This is a genomic window from Zemynaea arenosa (genome assembly GCF_004614185.1).
GTDB lineage: Bacteria > Pseudomonadota > Gammaproteobacteria > Burkholderiales > Burkholderiaceae_D > Telluria > Telluria arenosa.
This window is the reverse complement of record NZ_SPVF01000153.1, coordinates 55,508-76,052: the sequence shown is the minus strand read 5'-3', so window position 1 is coordinate 76,052 and position 20,545 is coordinate 55,508. Positions and strand designations below refer to the sequence as shown.

The window sequence follows — 20,545 nt, the reverse complement described above, 5'->3', positions numbered from 1 at the left end:
GGTAGGCTGGTGCGCCCGCTGCCGGTGCCGGTGCGGCCGCTGCGCCGCTGGCCGCCACCGCCCCCGCCGCGAGGGCCAGCGTCTGCGCCAATGCACCACGCCTGGATGCGGAATGTTCGCTCATGATGCCTCCTGTCCGTAAAAAGCCCCATTGTAGTGCGTCGTCTCGCGCAGCGGTGCCATCCGCCGGGATGGCCTGCTTCTTGCAGACGTCTCAGCACATGAGCGACTGCACTCCGCCCGCCCGGCCCCTGCGCATCATCCTGGTCCAGCCGGACGGGGATGAGGGCGCGCGCGTGCAGGCTTTGCGTGCCGCACTGGCGCTACCGGACTACGAGATCGTGGCGGTGCTCGCGGCCGACATGTTCCTGCCCGCGCAGGTGGCGCGGCTGCAGCCGGACCTCATCGTGGCCGATGCCGAATCGGACGCGCGCGATGTGCTCGAACACATCGTGATCGCCACCCGTGACGCCCCGCGCCCCGTGGTGATGTTCACCGACGACGAAACCCCTGCTACGCTGGACGCGGCCATGGAGGCTGGCATCACCGCCTATGTGGTGGACGGCCTGCGCGCGGAGCGGGTGCGGCCCGTGATCAATGTGGCGCTGGCGCGCTTTCGCCAGCAGGTGCGCTTGCTGGAAGAGCTGACCGGCACGCGCGCCCGGCTGGCCGAGCGCAAGGTCATCGAACGGGCCAAGGGCGTGCTGATGGCGCGCTACCGCATCACGGAAGACGAGGCCTATGCGCGCCTGCGCAGCATGGCCATGAACAAGAACATCAAGCTGGCGGAGCTCGCGCGCCGGCTGCTGGACATCGAGGATCTGCTGGGATGACACGCGTCCATGGTACGGCGCCCGAGCGCACGGAAGTCAGGGTCGGCTTCATGCCGCTCACCGATTGTGCGCCCGTGGTGATGGCGTCCGTGCTCGGGTTCGACGAGCAGCAGGGCATCCGCATCGTGCTGTCGAAGGAGGCTTCGTGGTCCTCGGTGCGGGATCGTCTGGTGCGGGGCCAGCTGGATGCGGCGCATGTCTTGTATGGACTGATGGTGGGGGTCCAGCTGGGCATCGGTGCCGCGCCGCATCCGCTGGCCATCCTCATGGGCCTCAGCCGCAACGGGCAGGCCATCACACTGTCGCGCCGCCTCGCGGAACGGGGCGCGGTGGATGGATCGTCGCTGGCGCAGCTGATCCGCGCCGAGCCGCGTGGCTACAGCTTCGGCCACACCTTCCCGACCGGGAACCATGCGCTGTGGCTCTATTACTGGCTGGCCGCGGCGGGCATCGACCCGTTCCGGCATGCGTACAGCGTCACCGTGCCGCCCCCGCAGATGGCCGCCAACCTCGCGGCCGGACATATGGACGGCTACTGCGCGGGCGAACCATGGGGCGCGCGGGCCGTGCGCGATGGCTCGGGATTCACTGTCGCGACCAGCCAGGAGATCTGGCCGGACCACCCGGGCAAGGTGCTGGGCACCTCGTCCGCCTTTGCCGACGCCTGCCCCAATACCTGCCGCGCCCTGGTCGCAGCGGTGCTGCAGGCGGCGCGCTGGATGGATGCCTCGGGCGCCAACCGGTCCGCCGCCGCCGAGGTGTTGTCCTCCCCCGCGTACGTAGGCGCCGCGCGGGAAGACATCGCACCGCGCCTGCTGGGCCGTTATGAGGACGGTCTGGGGAACAGCTGGGACGACGCGAACCCTGTGCGCTTCCACGACGGCGGCGCCGTGAACCATCCGTGGCTGTCGGACGCCACCTGGTTCATGACCCAGCAGGTGCGCTGGGGCCTGTTGAAGAAGGAGCCGGACTACGAGGCCGTCGCCGCTGCGCTCAACCGCATGCGGCTGTACCGCGAGGCGGCGGAGCTGGCCGAGGTGCCCACCTTCTCGGCCCTGCATCGCTCCTCGCGCCTGATCGACGATGTGGTGTGGGACGGCAGCGACCCGCACGGCTATCTCGCATCGTGCACGATCCGGCGCTGAAGTCTGCATCATGAGCGGGCGCTCGCGCACCGCGATGGCGCAAAAGGGGGCTCGCACGGCGCCTGATTCACCCGGTTCATCGCGTGGCACGGCTCTTGCAAGAAGGTGAGCGTGGGATCAACGGCGATCCCCCTTGAACAAACAGCCGGTCCAATGGCGGACCGGCGCTCCGGACAACGGCGTCCGCCTGGCTGGTGTGCTGCATGCGCACCGGCAGGGCGGGCGCTTTTTTGTTTGACCAATGGGATAGGAACTGGATCATGGCCAAAGCCGACCGCATCGACATAGCATCGCTGCACACCCCGCAGATGCGCGCATTTCACCTGACCTGGGCGGCATTCTTCGTCTGCTTCTTTGCGTGGTTCGCCTGCGCGCCGCTGATGCCGGTGCTGAAGGGCGAGTTCCACCTCACGGCGGCGCAGATCGCGAATATCAACATCGCAGCCGTCGCCATCACGATCGTGGTGCGGTTGCTGGTCGGGCCCTTGTGCGACCGTTTCGGCCCGCGCAAGACCTACACCGGCCTGCTGGCCCTGGGCGCACTGCCGGTGCTGGGCATCTCGTTTGCGCAGAGCTACGAGAGCTTCCTTCTGTTCCGGCTCGGGATCGGGGCTGTGGGCGCCAGCTTTGTCATCACCCAGTACCACACCTCCGTGATGTTCGCGCCTCGGGTCGTCGGCACGGCGAATGCGGCGGCGGCCGGATGGGGCAATGCCGGCGGCGGCGCGGCGCAGGCGGCCATGCCGCTCCTGCTGGCGGCTCTGCTGATGCTGGGCGTGGACCAGTCGCTGGGCTGGCGGATCGCGATGATCGTGCCCGGCGCGGCCATGCTGCTGATGGCGGTCCTCTACTGGAAGTACACACAGGACTGCCCGGAAGGGAATTTTGACGAATTGCGCGCGGCGGGCCGCGTGCCGGAGACCGGCGGCAAGGGCGGCTGGGGGAGCTTCCGTGCGGCGGCGGCCAACTACCGGGTGTGGATGCTGTTTGTGACCTATGGCGCCTGTTTCGGGATCGAGATCTTCATCCACAACATCGCGGCCCAGTACTACGTCGACAAGTTCGGGCTCTCGCTGGGAGCAGCAGGGCTGGCGGCGGGCAGCTTCGGCCTGCTCGCACTGTTTGCGCGTGCCCTCGGCGGCTGGCTGTCGGACAAGGCCGCGCACCGCGGGGACCTCGCGCCCCGCGTGCTGCTGCTGTTCGTGCTGATGGTCGGCGAAGGCCTCGGCCTCTACCTGTTCTCGCACGCCGGGGCCGCGGTGTTCGCGGTGGCGTCCATGCTGGCCTTCGGCCTGTTCACCCACATGGCTTGCGGCGCCACCTATGCGCTGGTGCCGTTCATCGACCGCAAAGCGCTCGGTGGCGTGGCAGGCATCGTTGGCGCGGGTGGCAACGTGGGCGCGGTGGTGGCCGGGTTCGTGCTCAAGGGCGTGGGCGACGTGCAGCAGACGCTCACGATCCTGAGCGTGGCCGTGATGGTGGCCGCGCTGTGCGCGATCGCGGTGCGGGTCGGTATCGGCTCGCTCGATGGCGCGGCGGCGCCGGCGGGAGCGTGACCATGAAGATCGTCGTTGTGGGTCATGGCATGGTGGGGCACCGCTTCCTGGAACAGCTGGAAGGCGTGGCGGGGCTGGAGGTGACGGTGCTGTGCGCCGAGCCACACCCAGCCTATGACCGGGTGCATCTCTCTGAATTCTTCAGCGGCCGCACGGCGGACGAGCTGTCGCTGGTGGCGCCGGACTTCTTCGCGCGTACGGGCTTCAGGCTCCGGCTGAATACGCGTGCGGCCAGCATCGACCGCGCCGCGCAGACCGTGACCACCGACTGTGGTGACGTGCTGGCCTACGACCGCCTGGTATTGGCCACCGGCTCCTACCCATTCGTGCCGCCGGTGCCGGGGCACGACCGGGACGGCTGCTTCGTCTACCGCACCATCGAGGACCTGGTAGCCATGCATGCCGCAGGCCGGGCGTCGCGCAGCGGCGCCGTCGTGGGCGGTGGCCTGCTGGGTCTCGAATGCGCCAAGGCCCTGCGCGACATGGGACTGGAGACGCACGTGGTGGAATTCGCGCCGCGGCTGATGGCGGCGCAAATCGACGACGCGGGGGCGCGTACCCTGCGGGCGCGGATCGAGGAGCTGGGTGTCATCGTGCACACCGGGCGGCAGACCAATGCCATCACAGGCGGGGAGGGCGCACGCCACCGCATGTGCTTTGCTGATGGCACTCATCTTGACACCGACATGATCGTGTTCTCGGCCGGGATTCGCCCGCAGGACGGGCTCGCGCGCGCCGCCGGGCTGGAACCGGGGCCACGGGGCGGCATTGCGATCGACAGCGCGTGCCGCAGCAGCGACCCTTGCATCTACGCCATCGGCGAATGCGCGAGCTGGAACGGCCAGGTGTATGGCCTGGTGGCGCCGGGCTACGACATGGCCCGCACCGCAGCGCGCCATCTGCTCGGCGAGGATGCGGCATTCGAAGGCGCGGACCTGAGCACGAAGCTCAAGCTGATGGGTGTGGACGTGGCCAGCGTCGGCGACGCGCATGGCCTGACGGAAGGCAGCCGCTCCTGCGTGTTCAGCGACGAACGGCGCCGTATCTACAAGAAGCTGGTGCTGTCCTCCTGTGGCAAGCAGCTGCTGGGTGCCGTGCTGGTGGGCGACGCAGCGGAGTACCCGATGCTGCAGCAAGCCGTCCTCAATCGCCTGCCGATGCCTGATGCGCCGGAAGATTTGATCCTGCCCCGGCGCGGCGGAGAGGCCAAGGGGCTGGGTGTTGACGCCTTGCCCGCCAGCGCCCAGATCTGCTCCTGCAATGGCGTGAGCAAGGGGGCCATCTGCGCGGCGGTGGCCGGTGGCGCGGCCGACATGGGCGCGCTGAAGACCTGCACCGGCGCCGGGACAAGTTGCGGCGGATGTGTGCCGCTGGCCGCGCAGGTGATGAAGGCCGAGATGGCCCGCCTGGGCATGGCCGTCAACAACCACCTGTGCGAGCACTTCGCGTATTCGCGGCAGGAGCTGTTCCACCTGGTGCGCACGGGCGGCATCAAGGACTTTCGCGAGCTGCTGCAGCGGCATGGAACGGGGATGGGCTGCGATATCTGCAAGCCGGTGGCAGCCAGCATCTTCGCCTCAGCGTGGAACGAATTCGTGCTCAAGCCGCAGCACGCCAGCCTGCAGGACTCCAACGACTACTTCCTCGGGAATATCCAGAAGGACGGAACGTATTCCGTGGTGCCGCGCATGCCGGGCGGTGAGGTCACGCCCGAGGGCCTGATCGCGGTCGGCCAGGTGGCCCAAAAGTACGGCCTGTACACCAAGATCACCGGAGGGCAGCGGGTCGACCTGTTCGGCGCGCGCGTCGAGCAATTGCCCGCGATCTGGGAGGAGCTGATCGCGGCGGGCTTCGAGTCGGGCCACGCCTACGGCAAGTCGCTGCGCACGGTGAAGTCCTGCGTCGGCTCCACATGGTGCCGTTTCGGCGTCGGTGACAGCGTGGGATTCGCCATCCGCCTGGAGAACCGCTACAAGGGCCTGCGCGCGCCGCACAAGATCAAGTTCGGCGTCTCCGGCTGTACCCGTGAATGCGCCGAGGCGCAAGGGAAGGACGTGGGACTGATCGCGACCGAAAAAGGCTGGAACCTCTACGTCTGCGGGAACGGCGGCATGAAGCCGCGCCATGCCGAGCTGCTGGCGGCGGACCTCGACGAAGAAACGGTGGTCCGCATGATCGACCGCTTCCTGATGTTCTATGTGCGCACCGCGGACCGCCTGCAGCGCACCAGCACCTGGCGCGAGAACCTGGAGGGTGGGCTGGACTACCTGAAGTCCGTCGTGCTGGATGACCGCCTGGGCATCGCCACGGAGCTGGAAGCGGACATGCAGAAGGTCGTCGATGGTTACGCCTGCGAGTGGAAGGAAGCTGTCACCGATCCGCAAGTGCGCCGCCGCTTCCGCCACTTCGTCAATGCCGAACAGCCCGACCCGAACTTGGCCTACGTGCCCGAACGGGGCCAGCCGCGCCCGGCCAGCCAGGAAGAACGCCACCGCGCCGTCATCCCGATCGCCCGCGTGGCCTGACCATTCATTCAAGGAGACCAGCATGCATCGTGACCTGCAACTCGACAACTGGACCGCCGTCTGCGCGGTGGACGACATCCTGCCCGATACGGGCGTCTGTGCGCTGCTGGGCGGCGAACAAGTGGCGGTATTCCGCCTCAACGCCAATGATGCGGTCTACGCGATCGGCAATGTGGACCCGAAATCCGGTGCCTCCGTGCTGGCGCGTGGGCTGGTGGGAAGCGTGGGCGAGCGGGTGGTGGTGGCGTCGCCGCTGTACAAGCAGCACTTCGACCTGCGAACCGGCGAGTGCATCGAGGCCCCCGCTCAGTCGGTGCCCGCCTACCCGGCGCGCATCGAGCAGGGCCTCGTGTGGGTCCGCGCATGACAGCCCGGCCTTCGCTCGTCGTCGTTGGTAACGGCATGGCCGGGATGCGGACGGTGGAGGAGCTCCTGGCCCTCGCGCCGGACCTGTACGACATCACTGTCTTTGGTGCCGAGCCCCACGGAAACTACAACCGGATCATGCTCTCGCCGCTGCTGGCGGGTGAGAAGACGGTGGACGAGATCATGCTCAACACGCCGGAGTGGTATCGCGCGCGCGGTATCACGCTGCACATGGGCGATCCGGTGGCGGCGATCGACCGCCGGCGGCGTGTGGTCCGGGCGGAGACGGGCCGCGAAGTACGGTACGACCGGTTGCTCCTGGCCACTGGCTCGCGGCCGTTCATCGTGCCGGTACCGGGGCACGGGCTGGCGGGCGTCATCGGCTTCCGGGACCTGGCGGATGTGGACACCATGCTGGCCGCGGCCAGGCGAGGTGGCGCTGCGGTGGTGATTGGTGGCGGCCTGCTTGGGCTGGAGGCGGCATGCGGCCTGCGCCAGCGCGGCATGCGCGTCACGGTGCTGCATCTCGCGGACGCGCTCATGAACCAGCAGCTGGACGCGGACGCCGCAGCGCTGCTGAAGGCGGAGCTGGAGCGCAAGGGTGTGCAACTGCGTTTGCAGGCGCAGACAGCGGCGCTGGAAGGTGCCGGCCACGTGCAGCAGGTGCGGCTGGCCGATGGCGAGGTACTGCCAGCCGATCTGGTGGTGATGGCGGCGGGCGTGCGGCCCAACATCGAACTGGCCAAGGCGGCGGGCCTGCGCTGCGAGCGGGCGATTCTCGTGGACGACACCTTGCAAACCTACGATCCACGCGTGTACGCGGTGGGCGAATGCGTGCAGCACCGCGCTGCGACCTTTGGCATGGTGGCGCCGTTGTGGGAACAGGCGCGCGTTTGCGCGGCGCATCTGGCGCAGGCGGGGCATCTGCGCTTCCGGCAGCAGCCAGCGCCCGCGCGGCTGAAGGTGACGGGGATCGACCTGTACTCGGTCGGCCAATTCGGTGCGGACGACGAAAACGATGACCTGGTGCTGCGCGACCCGAGGCGTGGAATCTACAAGCGGCTGGTGCTGAGCGGTGGCCGGCTCACTGGCGCGGTGCTGTACGGGGACGTGGGCGATGGCGCGTGGTACGCGGAACTGATACGCAGCGGCGCGGACGTGCGTGCGCTGCGCCAGCAGCTGCTGTTTGGCCGTCCGCCGGATGCGGAGGCGGCGTGAGGAAGGCATGGACTTGAAGATTCCGATTGCGGCGGTGCGCACGACTTGCGCTTACTGCGGCGTGGGCTGTGGAGTGTCGGTAACGAGTGGCCCGGCAGGCCTGCAAGTGCTCGGAGATGAGCAGCATCCTGCTAACAAAGGCCGGCTTTGCGTGAAGGGTTCCGCACTGGGCGACACTCTCGGCATGGAAGGACGGCTGCTGCAGCCCTTGCTGCGGGAGGACGGCGCGCTGCGTGCGACAAACTGGGACGCGGCGCTCGGTCGCGTAGCCGAGGGCTTCAGCCGCATCATTGCGGAGCACGGGGCGGATGCGGTGGCGATGTATGTCTCTGGCCAGCTGCTTACGGAAGACTACTACGTCGCCAACAAGTTCATGAAAGGGTATGTCGGCAGCGCGAACATCGATACCAATTCGCGGCTCTGCATGTCCTCATCCGTTGCGGGGCACAAGCGGGCGTTTGGGGAAGACATCGTTCCGGGCTGCTATGAGGACTTCGAGCTGGCGGACCTGGTGGTGCTGGCCGGGTCGAATGCGGCGTGGTGCCATCCTGTGCTGTTCCAGCGCGTGCTGAAGGCGCGGGAGGCGCGGCCGGGCCTGAAGGTGGTGGTGATCGATCCGCGGCGGACGGCGACGTGCGAGCTGGCGGATTTGCACCTGCCGGTGCGGCCGGGGACTGACGTGTGGCTGTTCAATGGCTTGCTGCGCTGGCTGCGGGAGCACGGCTGCACGGACAGTGCGTGGGTGGAGCGGCACACGATCGGCGCGGAGGAAGCGTTGGCGGTGGCGCAGGATTGCACGCCGGAGGAGGTGGCGCTTGTGTGCAGGCTGGCGGTGGAGGATGTGCTGACGTTTTACCGCTGGTTCGAAGAGAACGAGCGGGCGGTGACGGCGTATTCGCAGGGCGTGAACCAGTCGTCGGCGGGAACGGACAAGGTCAACGCCATCATCAATTGCCATCTGCTGAGCGGGCGGATAGGACGGCCGGGCATGGGGCCGTTTTCTCTGACGGGCCAGCCCAATGCGATGGGCGGCCGGGAGGTTGGTGGGCTGGCAAATACGCTCGCGGCGCATATGGAGATTGAGATTCCGCGCCATCGGGAGGTGGTGCAAGAGTTCTGGGGCAGCCCGCGGATGGCAGGGCGGAGTGGGCTGAAGGCGGTCGAGCTGTTCGAGGCGATCGATGTCGGGCGGGTGAAGGCGGTGTGGATCATGGGGACGAACCCCGTGGTCAGCCTGCCGGACGCAGACCGGATGCGGCGGGCGCTGGCCAGGTGCGAGCTGGTGGTGGTGTCGGATGTCGTCGAGCGAACCGATTGCACGGAGTACGCGGATGTGCTGCTGCCGGCACTGGCGTGGGGGGAGAAGGACGGCACCGTGACCAATTCGGAGCGGGTCATCTCGCGGCAGCGGGCGTTTCTCAGCGCGCCAGGGCAGGCGCGTGGGGATTGGCGGGCGGTTTGCGAGGTCGCCAAGAGGATGGGATTCCGGGGCTTCGATTACGCAGGACCACATGCCATTTTCGACGAGCACGCAAGGCTCTCTGCGTATCGCAACGATGGCGAGCGATTGTTCAATTTGGGCGGCCTGGCAGGCCTGAGCCGCGAGCAGTACGATGCGCTGGAGCCGGTGCGCTGGCCTGTCAGGACGGGCGGGCAGGCCCGCACGGGCGACGGCGCAGCCGGGCAGCTGTCCGTGGATGGCATGAGCGGGCAGCGCACCACAGGCGACGCGGGGGCGGAGTCCGGTGGGGCAGCGGGCGGCCGCGAGCGATCCAGTGCGGTGCTGTGCGGCGGGTGCAGGGACAATCGGTTGGACAGCGAGCGGCTGTTCGGGGATGGACGCTTTCAGCACGCGGACGGGCGGGCGCGCTTCGTGGCGACGCGGCCACGGATGCCGCAGCATGCGACCGATGCGGAGTATCCGCTGGCCCTGAACACGGGGCGCGTGCGGGATCAGTGGCATACGATGACGCGGACGGGCCGGGCGGCGAAGCTGGCAGGGCACACGCCGGAGTGCTTCGTGGACCTGCACCCGCAGGACGCCTTGCTCGCCGGTGTGCGCGAGGGCGAGCTGGCGCGGGTGCGCAGCGCCTGGGGCGCTCTGGTGGCGCGGGTGCGGCACTCCGGCGGCATCGCGCGCGGCGGCGTCTTCGTGCCGATTCACTGGAACGGCCAGACGGCATCGGATGCACGTGTCGGCGCCCTCGTGAACCCAGTGGTCGACCCGATTTCCGGCGAGCCCGAATTCAAGCACACGCCGGTGACTGTCGAGCCGTTCCCGGTCGACTGGCATGCCTTCATCCTGACCCGCCGCGGTGCCGACCTGGACGCGCTCACTTACTGGACTCGCGTGCAGGAAACCGAGTGCGTGCGCTACGAAGCCGCAGGCCGTGGCCGGATCCGCGACCGCGCGGACTGGGCACGTCAGCTGGTGGACGAGCACGACCCTCGGGCCGACTGGCTCGAATATGAAGACGCCAGCGAGGGCATCTACCGCGCAGTGCTGCTGAGCGGCGACCAGCTGCAGGCCGTCGTCTTCATTTCATCCCGCCCCGACCTGCCGCCCCGCACCTGGCTGGCCGCCCAATTCGGCAAAACCATCGACGCCCGCACGCGCGCCGCTCTACTGGCCGGCCAGCCGCTGGGCCAGCGCGACGATGGTCCGGTGGTCTGCTCTTGTTTCGGCGTCGGCGCGGGTACGATCAAGCAGGCCATCATCAAGCGGCGACTCTGCAGCGTGCAGGAGGTGACAGCCTGCCTGAAAGCAGGTGGCAACTGCGGCTCCTGCATTCCCGAGATTCGCAAGCTGCTCGACAGCACGGGACAGCGCTCAACCGCCTGACCGCGCACGGAAGGCTTGACCTTGCTACTGTGGGAAGGTTTATCGTGTCACCATTGATACGCCAAACCCGCAGGAGCAGTCGCGATGGACACGATCGAAAGCCCGGTGCGGACCGGGCCGACCACCCTGGAAGTGCACGGCATGACGTGCGCCTCATGCGTGATGCACGTCGAAAAAGCGCTGCTCAAGGTGCCCGGCGTGCACTCGGCCACGGTCAACCTGGCGACCGAAAAGGCCCAGGTGGTGGCCGATGAGGGCATCAACGCGGCGGCGCTGATCGCGGCCGTGGACAAAGCCGGCTATGAGGCGGTTGTCGCGCGGCCGCCCGAGGAGCCCAAGCCAACCGCGCCCCCGAAGCGCGCACCGGAATGGTGGCCCGTCGCCGTGGCGGCCGCGTTGAGCATTCCGCTGATGCTGCCCATGGGCCTCGATTGGATCGGCGTACACATGCCGATGATGCCCGGCTGGTTGCGCCTCGCGCTGGCCGCGCCCGTCCAGTTCTGGCTCGGTGCGCGCTTCTACCGCGCGGGCTGGAAGGCGCTGCGTGCCGGCACCGGCAACATGGACCTGCTGGTGGCCCTCGGCACCAGCGCGGCGTTTGGACTGTCGCTGTACCTGATGTATGCGCAGCCGGAATCGGACCTGTACTTCGAATCCTCGGCCGCGATCATTACACTGGTCCTGCTGGGCAAATGGCTGGAAGCGCGCGCCAAGCGCCAGGCCATCGACGCTATCAGCGCGCTCGAATCGCTGCGCCCCGCGCAGGCGACCGTGCGGCGCCACGGCGTGGAAGCCCTGATCCCGGTGTCCGAAGTCCGGCTCGGCGACACCGTGATCGTGCGCCCCGGCGAACGCATACCGGTCGACGGCCGCGTGACCGAAGGCGCGAGCCATGTGGACCAGTCCTTGCTCACCGGCGAGAGCCTGCCGGTTGCCAAGGCAGTGGACGACAATGTGGCTGCCGGTGCGCTCAACGCAGAGGGCCTGCTGATCCTCGAAGCGACCGCCGTTGGCGCGCAGACCATGCTGTCACGGATCATCCAGCTGGTGGAGGACGCGCAGGCGGCCAAGGCCCCGATCCAGCGCCTGGTGGACCGCATCAGCGCCGTGTTCGTGCCGGTGGTGATCGTCCTGGCGGCGCTGACACTTCTCGGCTGGGGTATGGCGACCGGGGACTGGCAGCGGGCGCTGCTCAACGCGGTGGCGGTGATGGTGATTGCCTGCCCCTGCTCCCTGGGCCTTGCCACGCCGACCGCGATCATGGTCGGCACCGGCGTGGCCGCGCGCCACGGCATCTTGATCAAGGATGCGGAAGCACTGGAGACGGCGCACGCGGTCAAGGTGGTCGCCTTCGACAAGACCGGCACGCTCACCGAAGGCAAGCCGACCGTGGCGGCAGTGGAAACCGCAGGGCTGGCGTCCAGCCGCGTGCTGGAACTCGCCTGGGCCGTGCAGCAATACAGCAGCCACCCGTTGGCGGCTGCGGTGGCCGAGGCGGCGCGTGCCGCCGGGCTGCAGCTGCCTGCGGCATCCGATGCCGCCGCCTTGCCCGGCCTGGGTGTGCGCGCCAGGATCGATGGCGCCGACATCCACCTCGGCAACCGCCGCTTGATGGAGCAGCTGGGCGCTGACACGAAGGAGCTCGACGCGGCCGCCCGGCGCCACGAACAGGCCGGACGCACCGTCTCCTGGCTGGCCCGCACCACGGAAAAGGGCACGGAGGCGCTTGGCCTGCTGGCCTTTGGCGATGTGCTCAAAGCGTCGTCGGCGCACGCGGTGCGCCACCTGCGGGAGATGGGCATCGACAGCGTGCTGCTCACGGGCGACAACGAAGGTGCGGCCCATTCGGTGGCCGCGCAAGTCGATATCACCGTGGTGCGCGCCAACATCCTGCCCGAGACCAAGGCCGCCGCCGTGCAGCAGCTGGGGCAGGGCGGCCGCGTGGTGGCGATGGTGGGCGACGGCATCAACGACGCGCCCGCGCTGGCCGCCGCCAACATCGGCATCGCCATGGCCACTGGCACGGACGTCGCCGTGCATGCCGCCGGCATCACGCTGATGCGCGGCGACCCGGCGCTGGTGGCTGACGCGGTCTCCATCTCGCGCCGTACCTACGCCAAGATTCGCCAGAACCTCGGCTGGGCGTTTGTATATAACCTGGTCGGCATTCCGCTGGCCGCCCTGGGCTACCTGAGCCCCGTGATTGCGGGTGCCGCGATGGCGCTCAGCTCCGTGAGCGTGGTCACCAACGCTCTGCTGCTGCGGCGCTGGCGTCCGCATGACACCCAAGACATCCAACCCGACAACACCGTTGAAAAAGGAGTGAACGACATGTATGAACTGACTGTGGAAGGCATGAGCTGCGGCCACTGCGTGGGTCGCGTGACCAAGGCGATCCAGGGCCTGGACCCCAACGCCAAGGTGGACGTGGACTTGGCCACCAAGGTGGTGAAGGTGGAGTCGAGTGCCCAGCCGCAGCAGGTGGCGGAGGTGGTCACGGACGCAGGCTACCCGGCCGCGCTGCGCGCATGACGCACGTCACCGTCAAGCCACACCCGGAGAGCGCGCCAGAGGGTGCTGACTTTGAAGTGGCGTCCGCGCCCTCGTTGTGCGACGCGCTGCTGGATGCGGGCGTGGACATCGAACACGCCTGCGGCAAGGTCGGCGCGTGCACCACCTGCCACGTCATCATCGAGGAAGGCTTCGACAGCCTGAACGAAGCCACCGACCAGGAAGAGGACATGCTGGACCGCGCCTGGGGCGTGACGCCGCACTCGCGCCTGTCCTGCCAGGTGAAGCTGGGAGACCAGGACCTCGTTGTCTCCCTGCCGCAGTACACCATCAACCAGGTGCGTGAAAAGGGCTGATGCCCGAACATGAAAAATGCCCTCTTCGGAGGGCATTCTTCGTACTAGTGGCCGTGCTGGTGGTCCGTGGGCTTGCGGACCTGCAGTGCGCCGTCATCATGCGCCGCGGGCGTTGAGCCGGTGGCGCGCGCCGCCTCAGGCACCTCGCCAGTCCACTCGCGCGCCACGGTCCCCGGCGGGTTCTTGTACCAGCCCGGGTCCTTGTAGTCGCCGCGCGCCAGCCCATCGCGCACCTTCAGCATCGTGAACATGCCACCCATTTCGATGGGGCCGAACGGCCCGTCACCGGCCATCATCGGCAGCGTGTTCTCGGGCAGCCGCATCTTCATGCCGCCCATGGCACCGCCCTTGTCCCCCATGACCATGTAGCCCGGTACCAGGTTGCCGATCTTCTCGGCCACTCCACGGTGGTCCACGCCGATCAGGTTCGGCATGTCGTGGCCCATGGCGTTCATGGTGTGGTGCGATTTGTGGCAGTGGAAGGCCCAGTCGCCGGGATTGTCGGCGATGAATTCGATGGCGCGCATCTGCCCCACGCCGATATCGACCGTCACCTCCGGCCAGCGCGCCGACGGCTGAATGAAGCCGCCGTCCGTGCACGTCACCTCGAAGCGGTGCCCGTGGATGTGGAAAGGATGGTTGGTCATGGTCAGGTTACCCATGCGGATGCGCACGCGGTCCCCGGTGCGCGCCACCATCGGGTCCACGCCGGGGAAGGCGCGGCTGTTGATGGTCCACAGGTTAAAGTCCAGCATGGTGCTGGTGCGCGGCGTGTAGCTGCCCGGGTCGATGTCGTAGGCGTTCAGTAGGAAGACGTAGTCGCGGTCCACCGCGTGCTGGCGCGGATTCTTCGGGTGCGTGACCCAGAAGCCCATCATCCCCATCGCCATTTGCGTCATCTCGTCCGCGTGCGGGTGGTACATGAAGGTGCCCGCGTGGCGGGCCACGAATTCATAGACGTAGGTCTTGCCGGGCGCAATCGGCGGCTGCGAGAGGCCCGTGACGCCGTCCATCCCGCTGGGCAGGATCTGGCCATGCCAGTGCACGCTGGTGTGTTCCGGCAGTTTGTTGGTGACGAAGATGCGCACCCGGTCACCCTCGACCACTTCGATGGTGGGGCCGGGGCTCTGGCCGTTATAGCCCCACAAGTTGGCCTTCATGCCCGGCGCGATCTCGCGCACCACGGGTTCGGCGACGAGGTGAAATTCCTTGACGCCGTCCTTCATGCGCCATGGGAGCGTCCAGCCATTGAGCGTGACGACCGGGTTGTAGGGGCGGCCGGAGGTGGGCGCGAGCGGTGCCTGGGTGGCGGCCGACGAATGCACCGGCGCCTCGGGGATGGCGGCTGCGCTGGCGCGGTTGACGAGGGCGCTGCCGACGAGGGCGGCACCGGCGCCGGACAGGAATGAGCGGCGGCTGGTCATGGCTGGCGATCCTTATGTGTCTCTTGGGTGGTGTTCACTGCAGGCTCGGACGGCGGGAGCTTGCCGCCGAGGGCCGCCTGCAAGTTGGCGTCGTCGGTCCAGAATTCGCGCAGCGCGTCGATGTAGGCGGTGACGGCCTCGCGCTGGGCGCGGGCGTCGGCCAGCAGTTCGAACACGCCGATCAGCATCCCGTTGTAGCGCAGCAGGGTCTCTTTCGACACCTGCTTGCGCAGCGGGATGATCTGGTCGCGGTACTGGCGCGCGACATCGTAGGAGCCGCGGTAGGCATGGTAGGCCTCGCGCGCTTCGCTGCGGGCGTCCACCGCGGTTTGCGCGAGACGGCTGGCGGAGCGCATGTAGATCGCCTCGGCCTTGGCCACGCGTGCGCTGCCCCAGTCGAAGAGCGGGATCTCCAGCGTGATCTCGTAGCCTGGCGCGGACACGTCGCCGGCCGTGTTGCGCACGTAGGCCAGGTCCAGCACGTTGATGAAGCGTGTCGTCCTGCTGAGGCCCAGCGAGGCCGCGGTTTCCTCCGTCTCGATGCGGGCGGCCTGGATGTCCAGGCGGTCGCGCACGGCGATGCGCTCGGCCTCTGCCAAAGTGATGGGCTGGTCCGGCAGGGCGGGCAGCTGGTCCGGCAGGGTGAGCGCGGCTTCGCTGCCGGTCAGCCCGAGCAGGCGCACCAGCTTTTCGCGCGCGGCGGTGGCAGCCTTGGTGGCGCGCACGGTGCTGGCTGCCGCTTCCGCGCTGAAGACCTGCTGCTGCGCGCGGTCCAGCGCGCTCGCGTTGCCCACGTTCGTCATGCGCTGGGTGAGTTCGGCCGCGGCCTCGGCGGCGGTCTGCACCTGCTTCGCGTAGGCTCGCGACTGCTGGGCGGCGACGGCGTCAAACCACGCGCGCCGGGTAGCCGCGATGTGGGCCTGGACGGCGGATGCCACCTGCAAGCGCACCTGTTCAAAGCGGCGCCTTTCGATGCGCGCAGCAAGCGGCTTGGTGAGCAGTTCGACCAGGTTGAAGCCGAGCGAACGCTCGATCTCGACCTCGCCGTTGTGGGTGCGTTTGAAACCAAAGGTGGGATTCTGCAGGCGGCCCGCCTGCGCCAGGTCGGCATCGGCGATGCCGGCTTCCCAGTAGGTGGCTTGCAGGCCGGGGTGGTTGACAACCGCGATGGTGACGGCGCTGTCCACGTCCAGCGGCTTGGCCAGGCGTTCGGTGACGAGCTGGCGGACGGCGTCGGTGTCATGCTGGCCGCGCACCAGCTTGGGCTCGACGCCATTGCGCTGGGCGATGGTGCTGGCGACGGCACCGAAACCGGCGTCCGGCGAGGGCGACGCGCAGGCCGCGAGGAATAGCGCGGCGCCCATGGCGGCGCTGCGCAGGAGGAGGACGCGCGCGGGCGGGCGCGCATGCCTGGGGGTGAACTTCATGGGAGTCCTTCGAATTCAGGGCCTCAAGATGGCCATGTAGACGGATGCCCGCGGCGCGGTCGGCGCCAGCGCGGGCTCGGAGAGCGGATCAGGATAGCGCGGAGCGCGGTGGCCGCTCCAGCGTGCTCAGGACAGTGTCTGGCACGAAGCGGTCGAGGAAGGGAACGGCAGAGGTCACGGCATTGCTGCTGGCGAGGACCGGCGGTGCCGACGGAACCAGTGCAAAGGCGATGCAGCAGCCGCCGACGGTGCCGCATTTTCCATGTTGGGGTGAATTGCCGTGGTCCGCGCTGCAGTCCTGCGCGGAGCAGGAGAGTGCGGGGTGGGCCGCATGCGTGGAGTCCGCCGCAGCATGGTGCTGCATGCGTAGCTGATGCTGGTGCGGCTGCTGGGATGCCGTGGGGACTGCGTCCAGCGCGGCCGGGGCTTGTTGACCTGCCATCGCTCCGCAGGCCATGCGCGCCATGGCGTACCCCTGGAACGGGATGGCGCACAACAGCAGCCACACGAACAGCGTCCTGATGACAGTTTTCATACGGGCGATGTTACCACAGCGAGGCCTCAGCCGCAGGGCGCCGGCGCAGTGTGCGACCCAATTCTGGGAGGTGTATATCAGTGCGAATGCGCGCCCGCGCTGGTGCCCGCGTCCCGCCGCGCCATGCGCGGCTGGTAGCTGCTCGCCATCTCGCTGCACGTCTCAGCGCAGTGGCGGCAGGCCTGCACGCATTCATCCATGTCCCCGACCGATGCGCAGCTGTCCGCACAGGCGGTGCACACCTCCGCGCAGGCGCCGCACACCGCGCCATGCACGCTGGACTGGCTGAGCATGAAGTTGGCCGAGGTCTGGCAGATTTCGGCGCAGTTGAGCATGAGGCGCAGGTGCTCGGGTTCGGTGTGGCGGCCGCCGAGTTCGAGGCAGTGAGTCATGGCCATGCGCAGGCACACTTCGTGGCAGCGCTGGCAGGCATCGATACAGTCTTGCATGTTCATGGTGGACCTCCTGATAAAAGAGGTCTTGAATGCTAGCGCCAACGATGCGCGGGCGGCGCCAGCGTGCCCCCTGGCATGGAGATGATGGCGGAGCCGGTGCCGAAGGTGCATGATGTCGATATCGCCTGACTCCACAGCGGAGGCTCACATGATCATTGACATCTTGCATTTCACGCCCTGGCCATCGTTCGCCGGAGGCGTACTGATTGGGCTGGCGGCGGCGCTCAGCATCCTGCTGGTGGGTCGCGTGGCGGGCATCAGTGGCATCCTCGGCGGACTGCTGCGGCCGGCGCGCGGGGACATCGGCTGGCGTGCTGCCTTCGTGGCTGGCCTCTTTGCCGCGCCCTGGCTGATGGAGGGGCTGGGCGCGCGCCTGGCACCGTCGATTGACGCCACGGGCCCGGCCCTGGTCGTGGCGGGTCTGCTGGTTGGCTACGGCACGCGCCTGGGGAGCGGCTGCACGAGCGGCCATGGAGTCTGCGGCATCTCGCGGCTGTCGCCACGTTCGTTCACGGCGACGGCGCTGTTCGTCGGCGCGGGCTTCGTCACCGTCTATCTGCTGCGCCATGGACTTGGCTAAAGGAGCGGCCATGCTTATCATTGTGGAATTTGTCGCGGGCCTGGTGTTTGGCGCCGGCCTGGTGGTGTCCGGGATGGCCAATCCGGCCAAGGTGCTCGGCTTCCTCGATCTCGCCGGCAGGTGGGATCCGTCCCTGCTGCTGGTGATGGGCGGGGCGATCCTGGTGGGGCTGGTGGCGTTTGGCGTGGCGCGCAAGCGCACTACCTCGCTGCTCGGTGAACCGATGCGGCTGCCGGAGGCCACGCGGATCGATGTGCGCCTCGTCACTGGAGCGCTGCTGTTCGGCGCCGGGTGGGGTGTCGCGGGTTTTTGTCCGGGACCGGCGCTGGTGGCTTCGGCGGCGGGCAGCCGGAAGGCCATCGTGTTCACGCTCGCGATGCTGGCGGGGATGGTGGCCTTCGAGGCGATCGAAAGACTGAAAGAGAGGCGCCTGCGCGCGCCGGGAGAACACAGCCATGCAACGTAATCCGGTCCAGCTGTTCGACGCCGAGTCGTCGACTTACACCTATATCCTCTCCATGCCGGGCGAGAAGGCCGCGGTCATCATCGACCCGGTGGACCACAACCTGGAGCGCGACCTCGCCCACCTCCAGCGCCTCGGCCTGGAACTGGCCTACGTGCTGGAGACGCACGCCCATGCGGACCACGTGACGTCGGCCGGCCGGCTGCACGAGATGACCGGGGCGCGCACGGCGGTGCCCAGCGGCTGCGGGATTCCGCCCGCGGAGCTGCAGCTCAACGACGGCGACTCGGTGCGCTTTGGCGCCAACGAGGAGATCCGCGTGATCCACACGCCGGGCCACACGGGCGGCAGCATGTGCTATCTGTGGCGCGGGAACGTGTTCACGGGCGATACGCTGCTGATCGATGGCTGCGGACGCACCGACTTCCAGAGCGGGAGCGCGGAAGCGCTGTATGACAGCGTGACCCAGCGGCTGTTCACGCTGCCGGACGACACGCTGGTCTGGCCCGCGCACGACTACAAGGGGCAATCGGTGTCCACCATCGGCTGGGAGAAGCGGCACAATGCGCGCCTGGCCAACCGCACCCGCGCGGAGTTCGTGGAGATCATGGCGAACCTGCACCTGCCCAAGCCGAAGCTGATCGATGTGGCAGTGCCGGCCAACCGCAATCTGGGGCTGCCGCACAGCGCTTGAGCATTCACGTGGAAGGCGCGGGCCCGATGGCGGCGCGCTGCAGCAGGGCGGCCATGCGCTGCCAGTGCGTGCCCTTCCAGTAGACGCGCCGGCACACTTCGCAGGTGACGAAGTCCTGCTGCCCCGCGCGGACCAGAGGTGGCAGCTGCTCTTCCACTTCCGCCTTGGGGATGGGGCGCAGCGGGGCGTTGCAGTGCAGGCAGAGCGTGAAGGGGCGGGCCAGCGAATGCAGGTCCAGCCGGTCCATGATCTCGCGGAACTGCGGCTCGGGCTTCAGCGCGCGCACGTAGCAGCCATGGGTCACGCTGCCGCGCTTGAGCAGGTCGCGGTCGCGGGTGAGGATGATGCGCTGCTGGGCTTCGGCCAGCATTTCGATCTCGGCGTCGTGATAGTTGTTGTCGTACAGCGTGTCGAAGCCGGCCATGCGCAGCAGGCGCGCCAGGCCGCCCACGTGGGCATCGGCCACGAAGCGCGGGCTGCGCAGCGGACGCTCGCGCACGCGCAGCAGGCCGGTGATGTCGAAGCGTTCGAACTTGGGGTAGACGGCGATGCGGTCGCCCTCTTCGATGAGGCGGTCCAGGCCTGCGCTCTCGCCATTCACCAGGATCAGTTCCACCTCGGTGTGCGGCACGCCGAGCGCTTCGATCATGTGCTTGGTGGTGGCACATTCGGCGCAGCGCAGCGTGACGTCGCGCTTGCGATGCTGGGGCGCGAGGAAGTCGTTGAGCTCCTCGTAGAAGCGGAAAGTGGCGGTGGCGGAAGTTCTCACTTGGGCGGCGAACATCGGCATTCGCCGCCTAGCCTAAGCCAAGCGCCTACTGGACGGCGCGAGCTTGCTGGGCAGGCCGTGAAAGCCGCTGCTCCCGGCGGCTTGTCCACAGCAGCACCGCGGCAATGATCAGGAAGCGGAACACGATGCCGACCAGGCCGCCCTCGGGGCCGTAGATGCCGCCCGTGAGCCAGACGGGGCCGTGGTCGACGATCGTTTGCAGGCCGCCGGAATCGAGGCCGCTCACGGGGAAGCCGAGCAGCGGACCCTGCACGAAGTTCCAGGCGAAATGCAGGCCGATCGGGAGCCACAGGCTGCCGGAGAGCAGGAAGGCCATCCCGTACATCACGCCGCCCAAAGAATTGTTCGTCACCGACAGCAGCGTGCTGCCTGGGTTGCTCAGGTGGATGCAGCCGAAGGCGAGGGCGCTCAGGCCGATCGCTGCCCAGGCGCGGCCACGCAGGGCGATCAGCAGGCCGGTCAGCAGCAGCGAGCGCATCAGAAGTTCTTCCTTGAACGTGAACAGCATCTTGAGCAGGGCGAGCATGCCCAGAGACTGTTCAGGTGTGCGCGGCGCAGTGCCGATCCCGCCCAGTCCCGCTTCGGCCAGGTAGATGCCCGCCATGGCCAGCCCGGCGATCGCGATACCTGCCGCAAGATCGAGCGCACTGCCGCTGCGCCAGCGCAGGCCGAGTGCGTCCACCAGCGGCACGCCCTGGCGGCGTCGCGTGACAATGGCATAGGCCCCAAAGCCCAAGGCAGCGAGCAGCATGCTGATCTCGACGAGCAGTCGCAGGTTCACGCTGAATCCTTTCTGTAAATAAAGACGGCGGCACTGTAGCGGGC

General features: G+C 68.1%; 18 protein-coding genes. 12 read left to right on the top strand and 6 right to left on the bottom strand.

What is annotated here, in order from left to right:
• Positions 1 to 221 precede the first annotated feature (221 nt).
• The 9 genes from E4L96_RS12520 to fdx all read left to right on the top strand — a co-directional run bounded on the left by E4L96_RS12520 (position 222) and on the right by fdx (position 13,352).
• Positions 222 to 833, top strand: coding sequence for an ANTAR domain-containing response regulator (locus tag E4L96_RS12520; protein WP_135207556.1), 612 nt, complete (start codon positions 222 to 224; stop codon positions 831 to 833).
• Positions 830 to 1,978 carry a CmpA/NrtA family ABC transporter substrate-binding protein gene (locus E4L96_RS12515; protein ID WP_135207555.1) on the top strand — a complete coding sequence of 383 codons (1,149 nt, stop codon included), beginning with the start codon at positions 830 to 832 and terminating at the stop codon, positions 1,976 to 1,978. Before E4L96_RS12520 ends, E4L96_RS12515 begins: the two co-directional genes overlap by 4 nt.
• Before the next feature lie 257 nt (positions 1,979 to 2,235).
• A complete protein-coding gene (locus tag E4L96_RS12510) occupies positions 2,236 to 3,534 on the top strand; it encodes an MFS transporter (protein ID WP_181017611.1) in 1,299 nt (432 codons plus the stop codon).
• 2 nt (positions 3,535 to 3,536) lie between these two features.
• Positions 3,537 to 6,059 carry a nitrite reductase large subunit NirB gene (gene nirB, locus E4L96_RS12505; RefSeq protein ID WP_135207553.1) on the top strand — a complete coding sequence of 841 codons (2,523 nt, stop codon included), beginning with the start codon at positions 3,537 to 3,539 and terminating at the stop codon, positions 6,057 to 6,059.
• A gap of 22 nt (positions 6,060 to 6,081) precedes the next feature.
• A complete protein-coding gene (gene nirD / locus E4L96_RS12500; RefSeq protein ID WP_135207552.1) occupies positions 6,082 to 6,426 on the top strand; it encodes a nitrite reductase small subunit NirD in 345 nt (114 codons plus the stop codon).
• A complete protein-coding gene (locus E4L96_RS12495) occupies positions 6,423 to 7,643 on the top strand; it encodes an NAD(P)/FAD-dependent oxidoreductase (protein ID WP_135207551.1) in 1,221 nt (406 codons plus the stop codon). Before nirD ends, E4L96_RS12495 begins: the two co-directional genes overlap by 4 nt.
• 7 nt (positions 7,644 to 7,650) lie before the next feature.
• Positions 7,651 to 10,485 (top strand): nitrate reductase, encoded by a 2,835-nt coding sequence (locus E4L96_RS24370; RefSeq protein WP_229414437.1) that lies wholly within the window; start codon positions 7,651 to 7,653, stop codon positions 10,483 to 10,485.
• A gap of 84 nt (positions 10,486 to 10,569) precedes the next feature.
• Positions 10,570 to 13,017, top strand: coding sequence for a heavy metal translocating P-type ATPase (locus E4L96_RS12480; RefSeq protein WP_135207550.1), 2,448 nt, complete (start codon positions 10,570 to 10,572; stop codon positions 13,015 to 13,017).
• Entirely contained in the window at positions 13,014 to 13,352 is a 339-nt protein-coding gene (fdx, locus tag E4L96_RS12475; RefSeq protein WP_135207549.1) for an ISC system 2Fe-2S type ferredoxin, read from the top strand. The genes E4L96_RS12480 and fdx overlap by 4 nt, the downstream gene beginning before the upstream one ends.
• Before the next feature lie 44 nt (positions 13,353 to 13,396).
• Here the strand turns inward: fdx and E4L96_RS12470 are convergent, their stop codons facing one another.
• The 4 genes from E4L96_RS12470 to E4L96_RS12455 form a co-directional block, all read right to left on the bottom strand.
• Complete coding sequence (locus tag E4L96_RS12470; RefSeq protein WP_135207548.1) at positions 13,397 to 14,776, bottom strand: multicopper oxidase family protein; 1,380 nt, start codon at positions 14,774 to 14,776, stop codon at positions 13,397 to 13,399.
• A complete protein-coding gene (locus E4L96_RS12465) occupies positions 14,773 to 16,203 on the bottom strand; it encodes a TolC family protein (RefSeq protein ID WP_229414436.1) in 1,431 nt (476 codons plus the stop codon). The genes E4L96_RS12470 and E4L96_RS12465 overlap by 4 nt, the downstream gene beginning before the upstream one ends.
• Positions 16,204 to 16,291: 88 nt before the next feature.
• A complete protein-coding gene (locus E4L96_RS12460; protein ID WP_135207547.1) occupies positions 16,292 to 16,738 on the bottom strand; it encodes a hypothetical protein in 447 nt (148 codons plus the stop codon).
• A gap of 77 nt (positions 16,739 to 16,815) precedes the next feature.
• On the bottom strand, positions 16,816 to 17,193 hold the full coding sequence (locus tag E4L96_RS12455; protein ID WP_220433427.1) for a four-helix bundle copper-binding protein: 378 nt from the start codon (positions 17,191 to 17,193) through the stop codon (positions 16,816 to 16,818).
• A gap of 148 nt (positions 17,194 to 17,341) precedes the next feature.
• On the opposite strand from E4L96_RS12455, the gene E4L96_RS12450 reads away from it, so the two are divergent.
• Genes E4L96_RS12450 through E4L96_RS12440 form a run of 3 tightly spaced genes read left to right on the top strand, consistent with a single transcriptional unit; the run spans position 17,342 to position 18,930 of the window.
• Positions 17,342 to 17,773, top strand: coding sequence for a YeeE/YedE family protein (locus E4L96_RS12450; RefSeq protein WP_135207546.1), 432 nt, complete (start codon positions 17,342 to 17,344; stop codon positions 17,771 to 17,773).
• 10 nt (positions 17,774 to 17,783) lie between these two features.
• Positions 17,784 to 18,239 carry a YeeE/YedE family protein gene (locus E4L96_RS12445; RefSeq protein WP_135207545.1) on the top strand — a complete coding sequence of 152 codons (456 nt, stop codon included), beginning with the start codon at positions 17,784 to 17,786 and terminating at the stop codon, positions 18,237 to 18,239.
• Positions 18,229 to 18,930 (top strand): MBL fold metallo-hydrolase, encoded by a 702-nt coding sequence (locus E4L96_RS12440; RefSeq protein ID WP_135207544.1) that lies wholly within the window; start codon positions 18,229 to 18,231, stop codon positions 18,928 to 18,930. Before E4L96_RS12445 ends, E4L96_RS12440 begins: the two co-directional genes overlap by 11 nt.
• 4 nt (positions 18,931 to 18,934) lie before the next feature.
• On the opposite strand, the gene E4L96_RS12435 is transcribed toward E4L96_RS12440, so the two are convergent.
• Positions 18,935 to 19,714 carry a Mut7-C RNAse domain-containing protein gene (locus tag E4L96_RS12435; protein WP_135207543.1) on the bottom strand — a complete coding sequence of 260 codons (780 nt, stop codon included), beginning with the start codon at positions 19,712 to 19,714 and terminating at the stop codon, positions 18,935 to 18,937.
• A gap of 31 nt (positions 19,715 to 19,745) precedes the next feature.
• Entirely contained in the window at positions 19,746 to 20,501 is a 756-nt protein-coding gene (locus E4L96_RS12430; protein WP_135207542.1) for a CPBP family intramembrane glutamic endopeptidase, read from the bottom strand.
• Between the last annotated feature and the right edge of the window lie 44 nt (positions 20,502 to 20,545).

Bases quoted from the DNA above. Each gene is read 5' to 3' on its own strand.
- E4L96_RS12520 (WP_135207556.1), top strand. From the start codon at position 222: ATGAGCGACTGCACTCCGCCCGCCCGGCCCCTGCGCATCATCCTGGTC.
- E4L96_RS12515 (WP_135207555.1), top strand. From the start codon at position 830: ATGACACGCGTCCATGGTACGGCGCCCGAGCGCACGGAAGTCAGGGTC.
- nirB (WP_135207553.1), top strand. From the start codon at position 3,537: ATGAAGATCGTCGTTGTGGGTCATGGCATGGTGGGGCACCGCTTCCTG.
- nirD (WP_135207552.1), top strand. From the start codon at position 6,082: ATGCATCGTGACCTGCAACTCGACAACTGGACCGCCGTCTGCGCGGTG.
- E4L96_RS12495 (WP_135207551.1), top strand. From the start codon at position 6,423: ATGACAGCCCGGCCTTCGCTCGTCGTCGTTGGTAACGGCATGGCCGGG.
- E4L96_RS24370 (WP_229414437.1), top strand. From the start codon at position 7,651: ATGGACTTGAAGATTCCGATTGCGGCGGTGCGCACGACTTGCGCTTAC.
- E4L96_RS12480 (WP_135207550.1), top strand. From the start codon at position 10,570: ATGGACACGATCGAAAGCCCGGTGCGGACCGGGCCGACCACCCTGGAA.
- fdx (WP_135207549.1), top strand. From the start codon at position 13,014: ATGACGCACGTCACCGTCAAGCCACACCCGGAGAGCGCGCCAGAGGGT.
- E4L96_RS12470 (WP_135207548.1), bottom strand. From the start codon at position 14,776: ATGACCAGCCGCCGCTCATTCCTGTCCGGCGCCGGTGCCGCCCTCGTC.
- E4L96_RS12465 (WP_229414436.1), bottom strand. From the start codon at position 16,203: ATGAAGTTCACCCCCAGGCATGCGCGCCCGCCCGCGCGCGTCCTCCTC.
- E4L96_RS12460 (WP_135207547.1), bottom strand. From the start codon at position 16,738: ATGAAAACTGTCATCAGGACGCTGTTCGTGTGGCTGCTGTTGTGCGCC.
- E4L96_RS12455 (WP_220433427.1), bottom strand. From the start codon at position 17,193: ATGAACATGCAAGACTGTATCGATGCCTGCCAGCGCTGCCACGAAGTG.
- E4L96_RS12450 (WP_135207546.1), top strand. From the start codon at position 17,342: ATGATCATTGACATCTTGCATTTCACGCCCTGGCCATCGTTCGCCGGA.
- E4L96_RS12445 (WP_135207545.1), top strand. From the start codon at position 17,784: ATGCTTATCATTGTGGAATTTGTCGCGGGCCTGGTGTTTGGCGCCGGC.
- E4L96_RS12440 (WP_135207544.1), top strand. From the start codon at position 18,229: ATGCAACGTAATCCGGTCCAGCTGTTCGACGCCGAGTCGTCGACTTAC.
- E4L96_RS12435 (WP_135207543.1), bottom strand. From the start codon at position 19,714: ATGTTCGCCGCCCAAGTGAGAACTTCCGCCACCGCCACTTTCCGCTTC.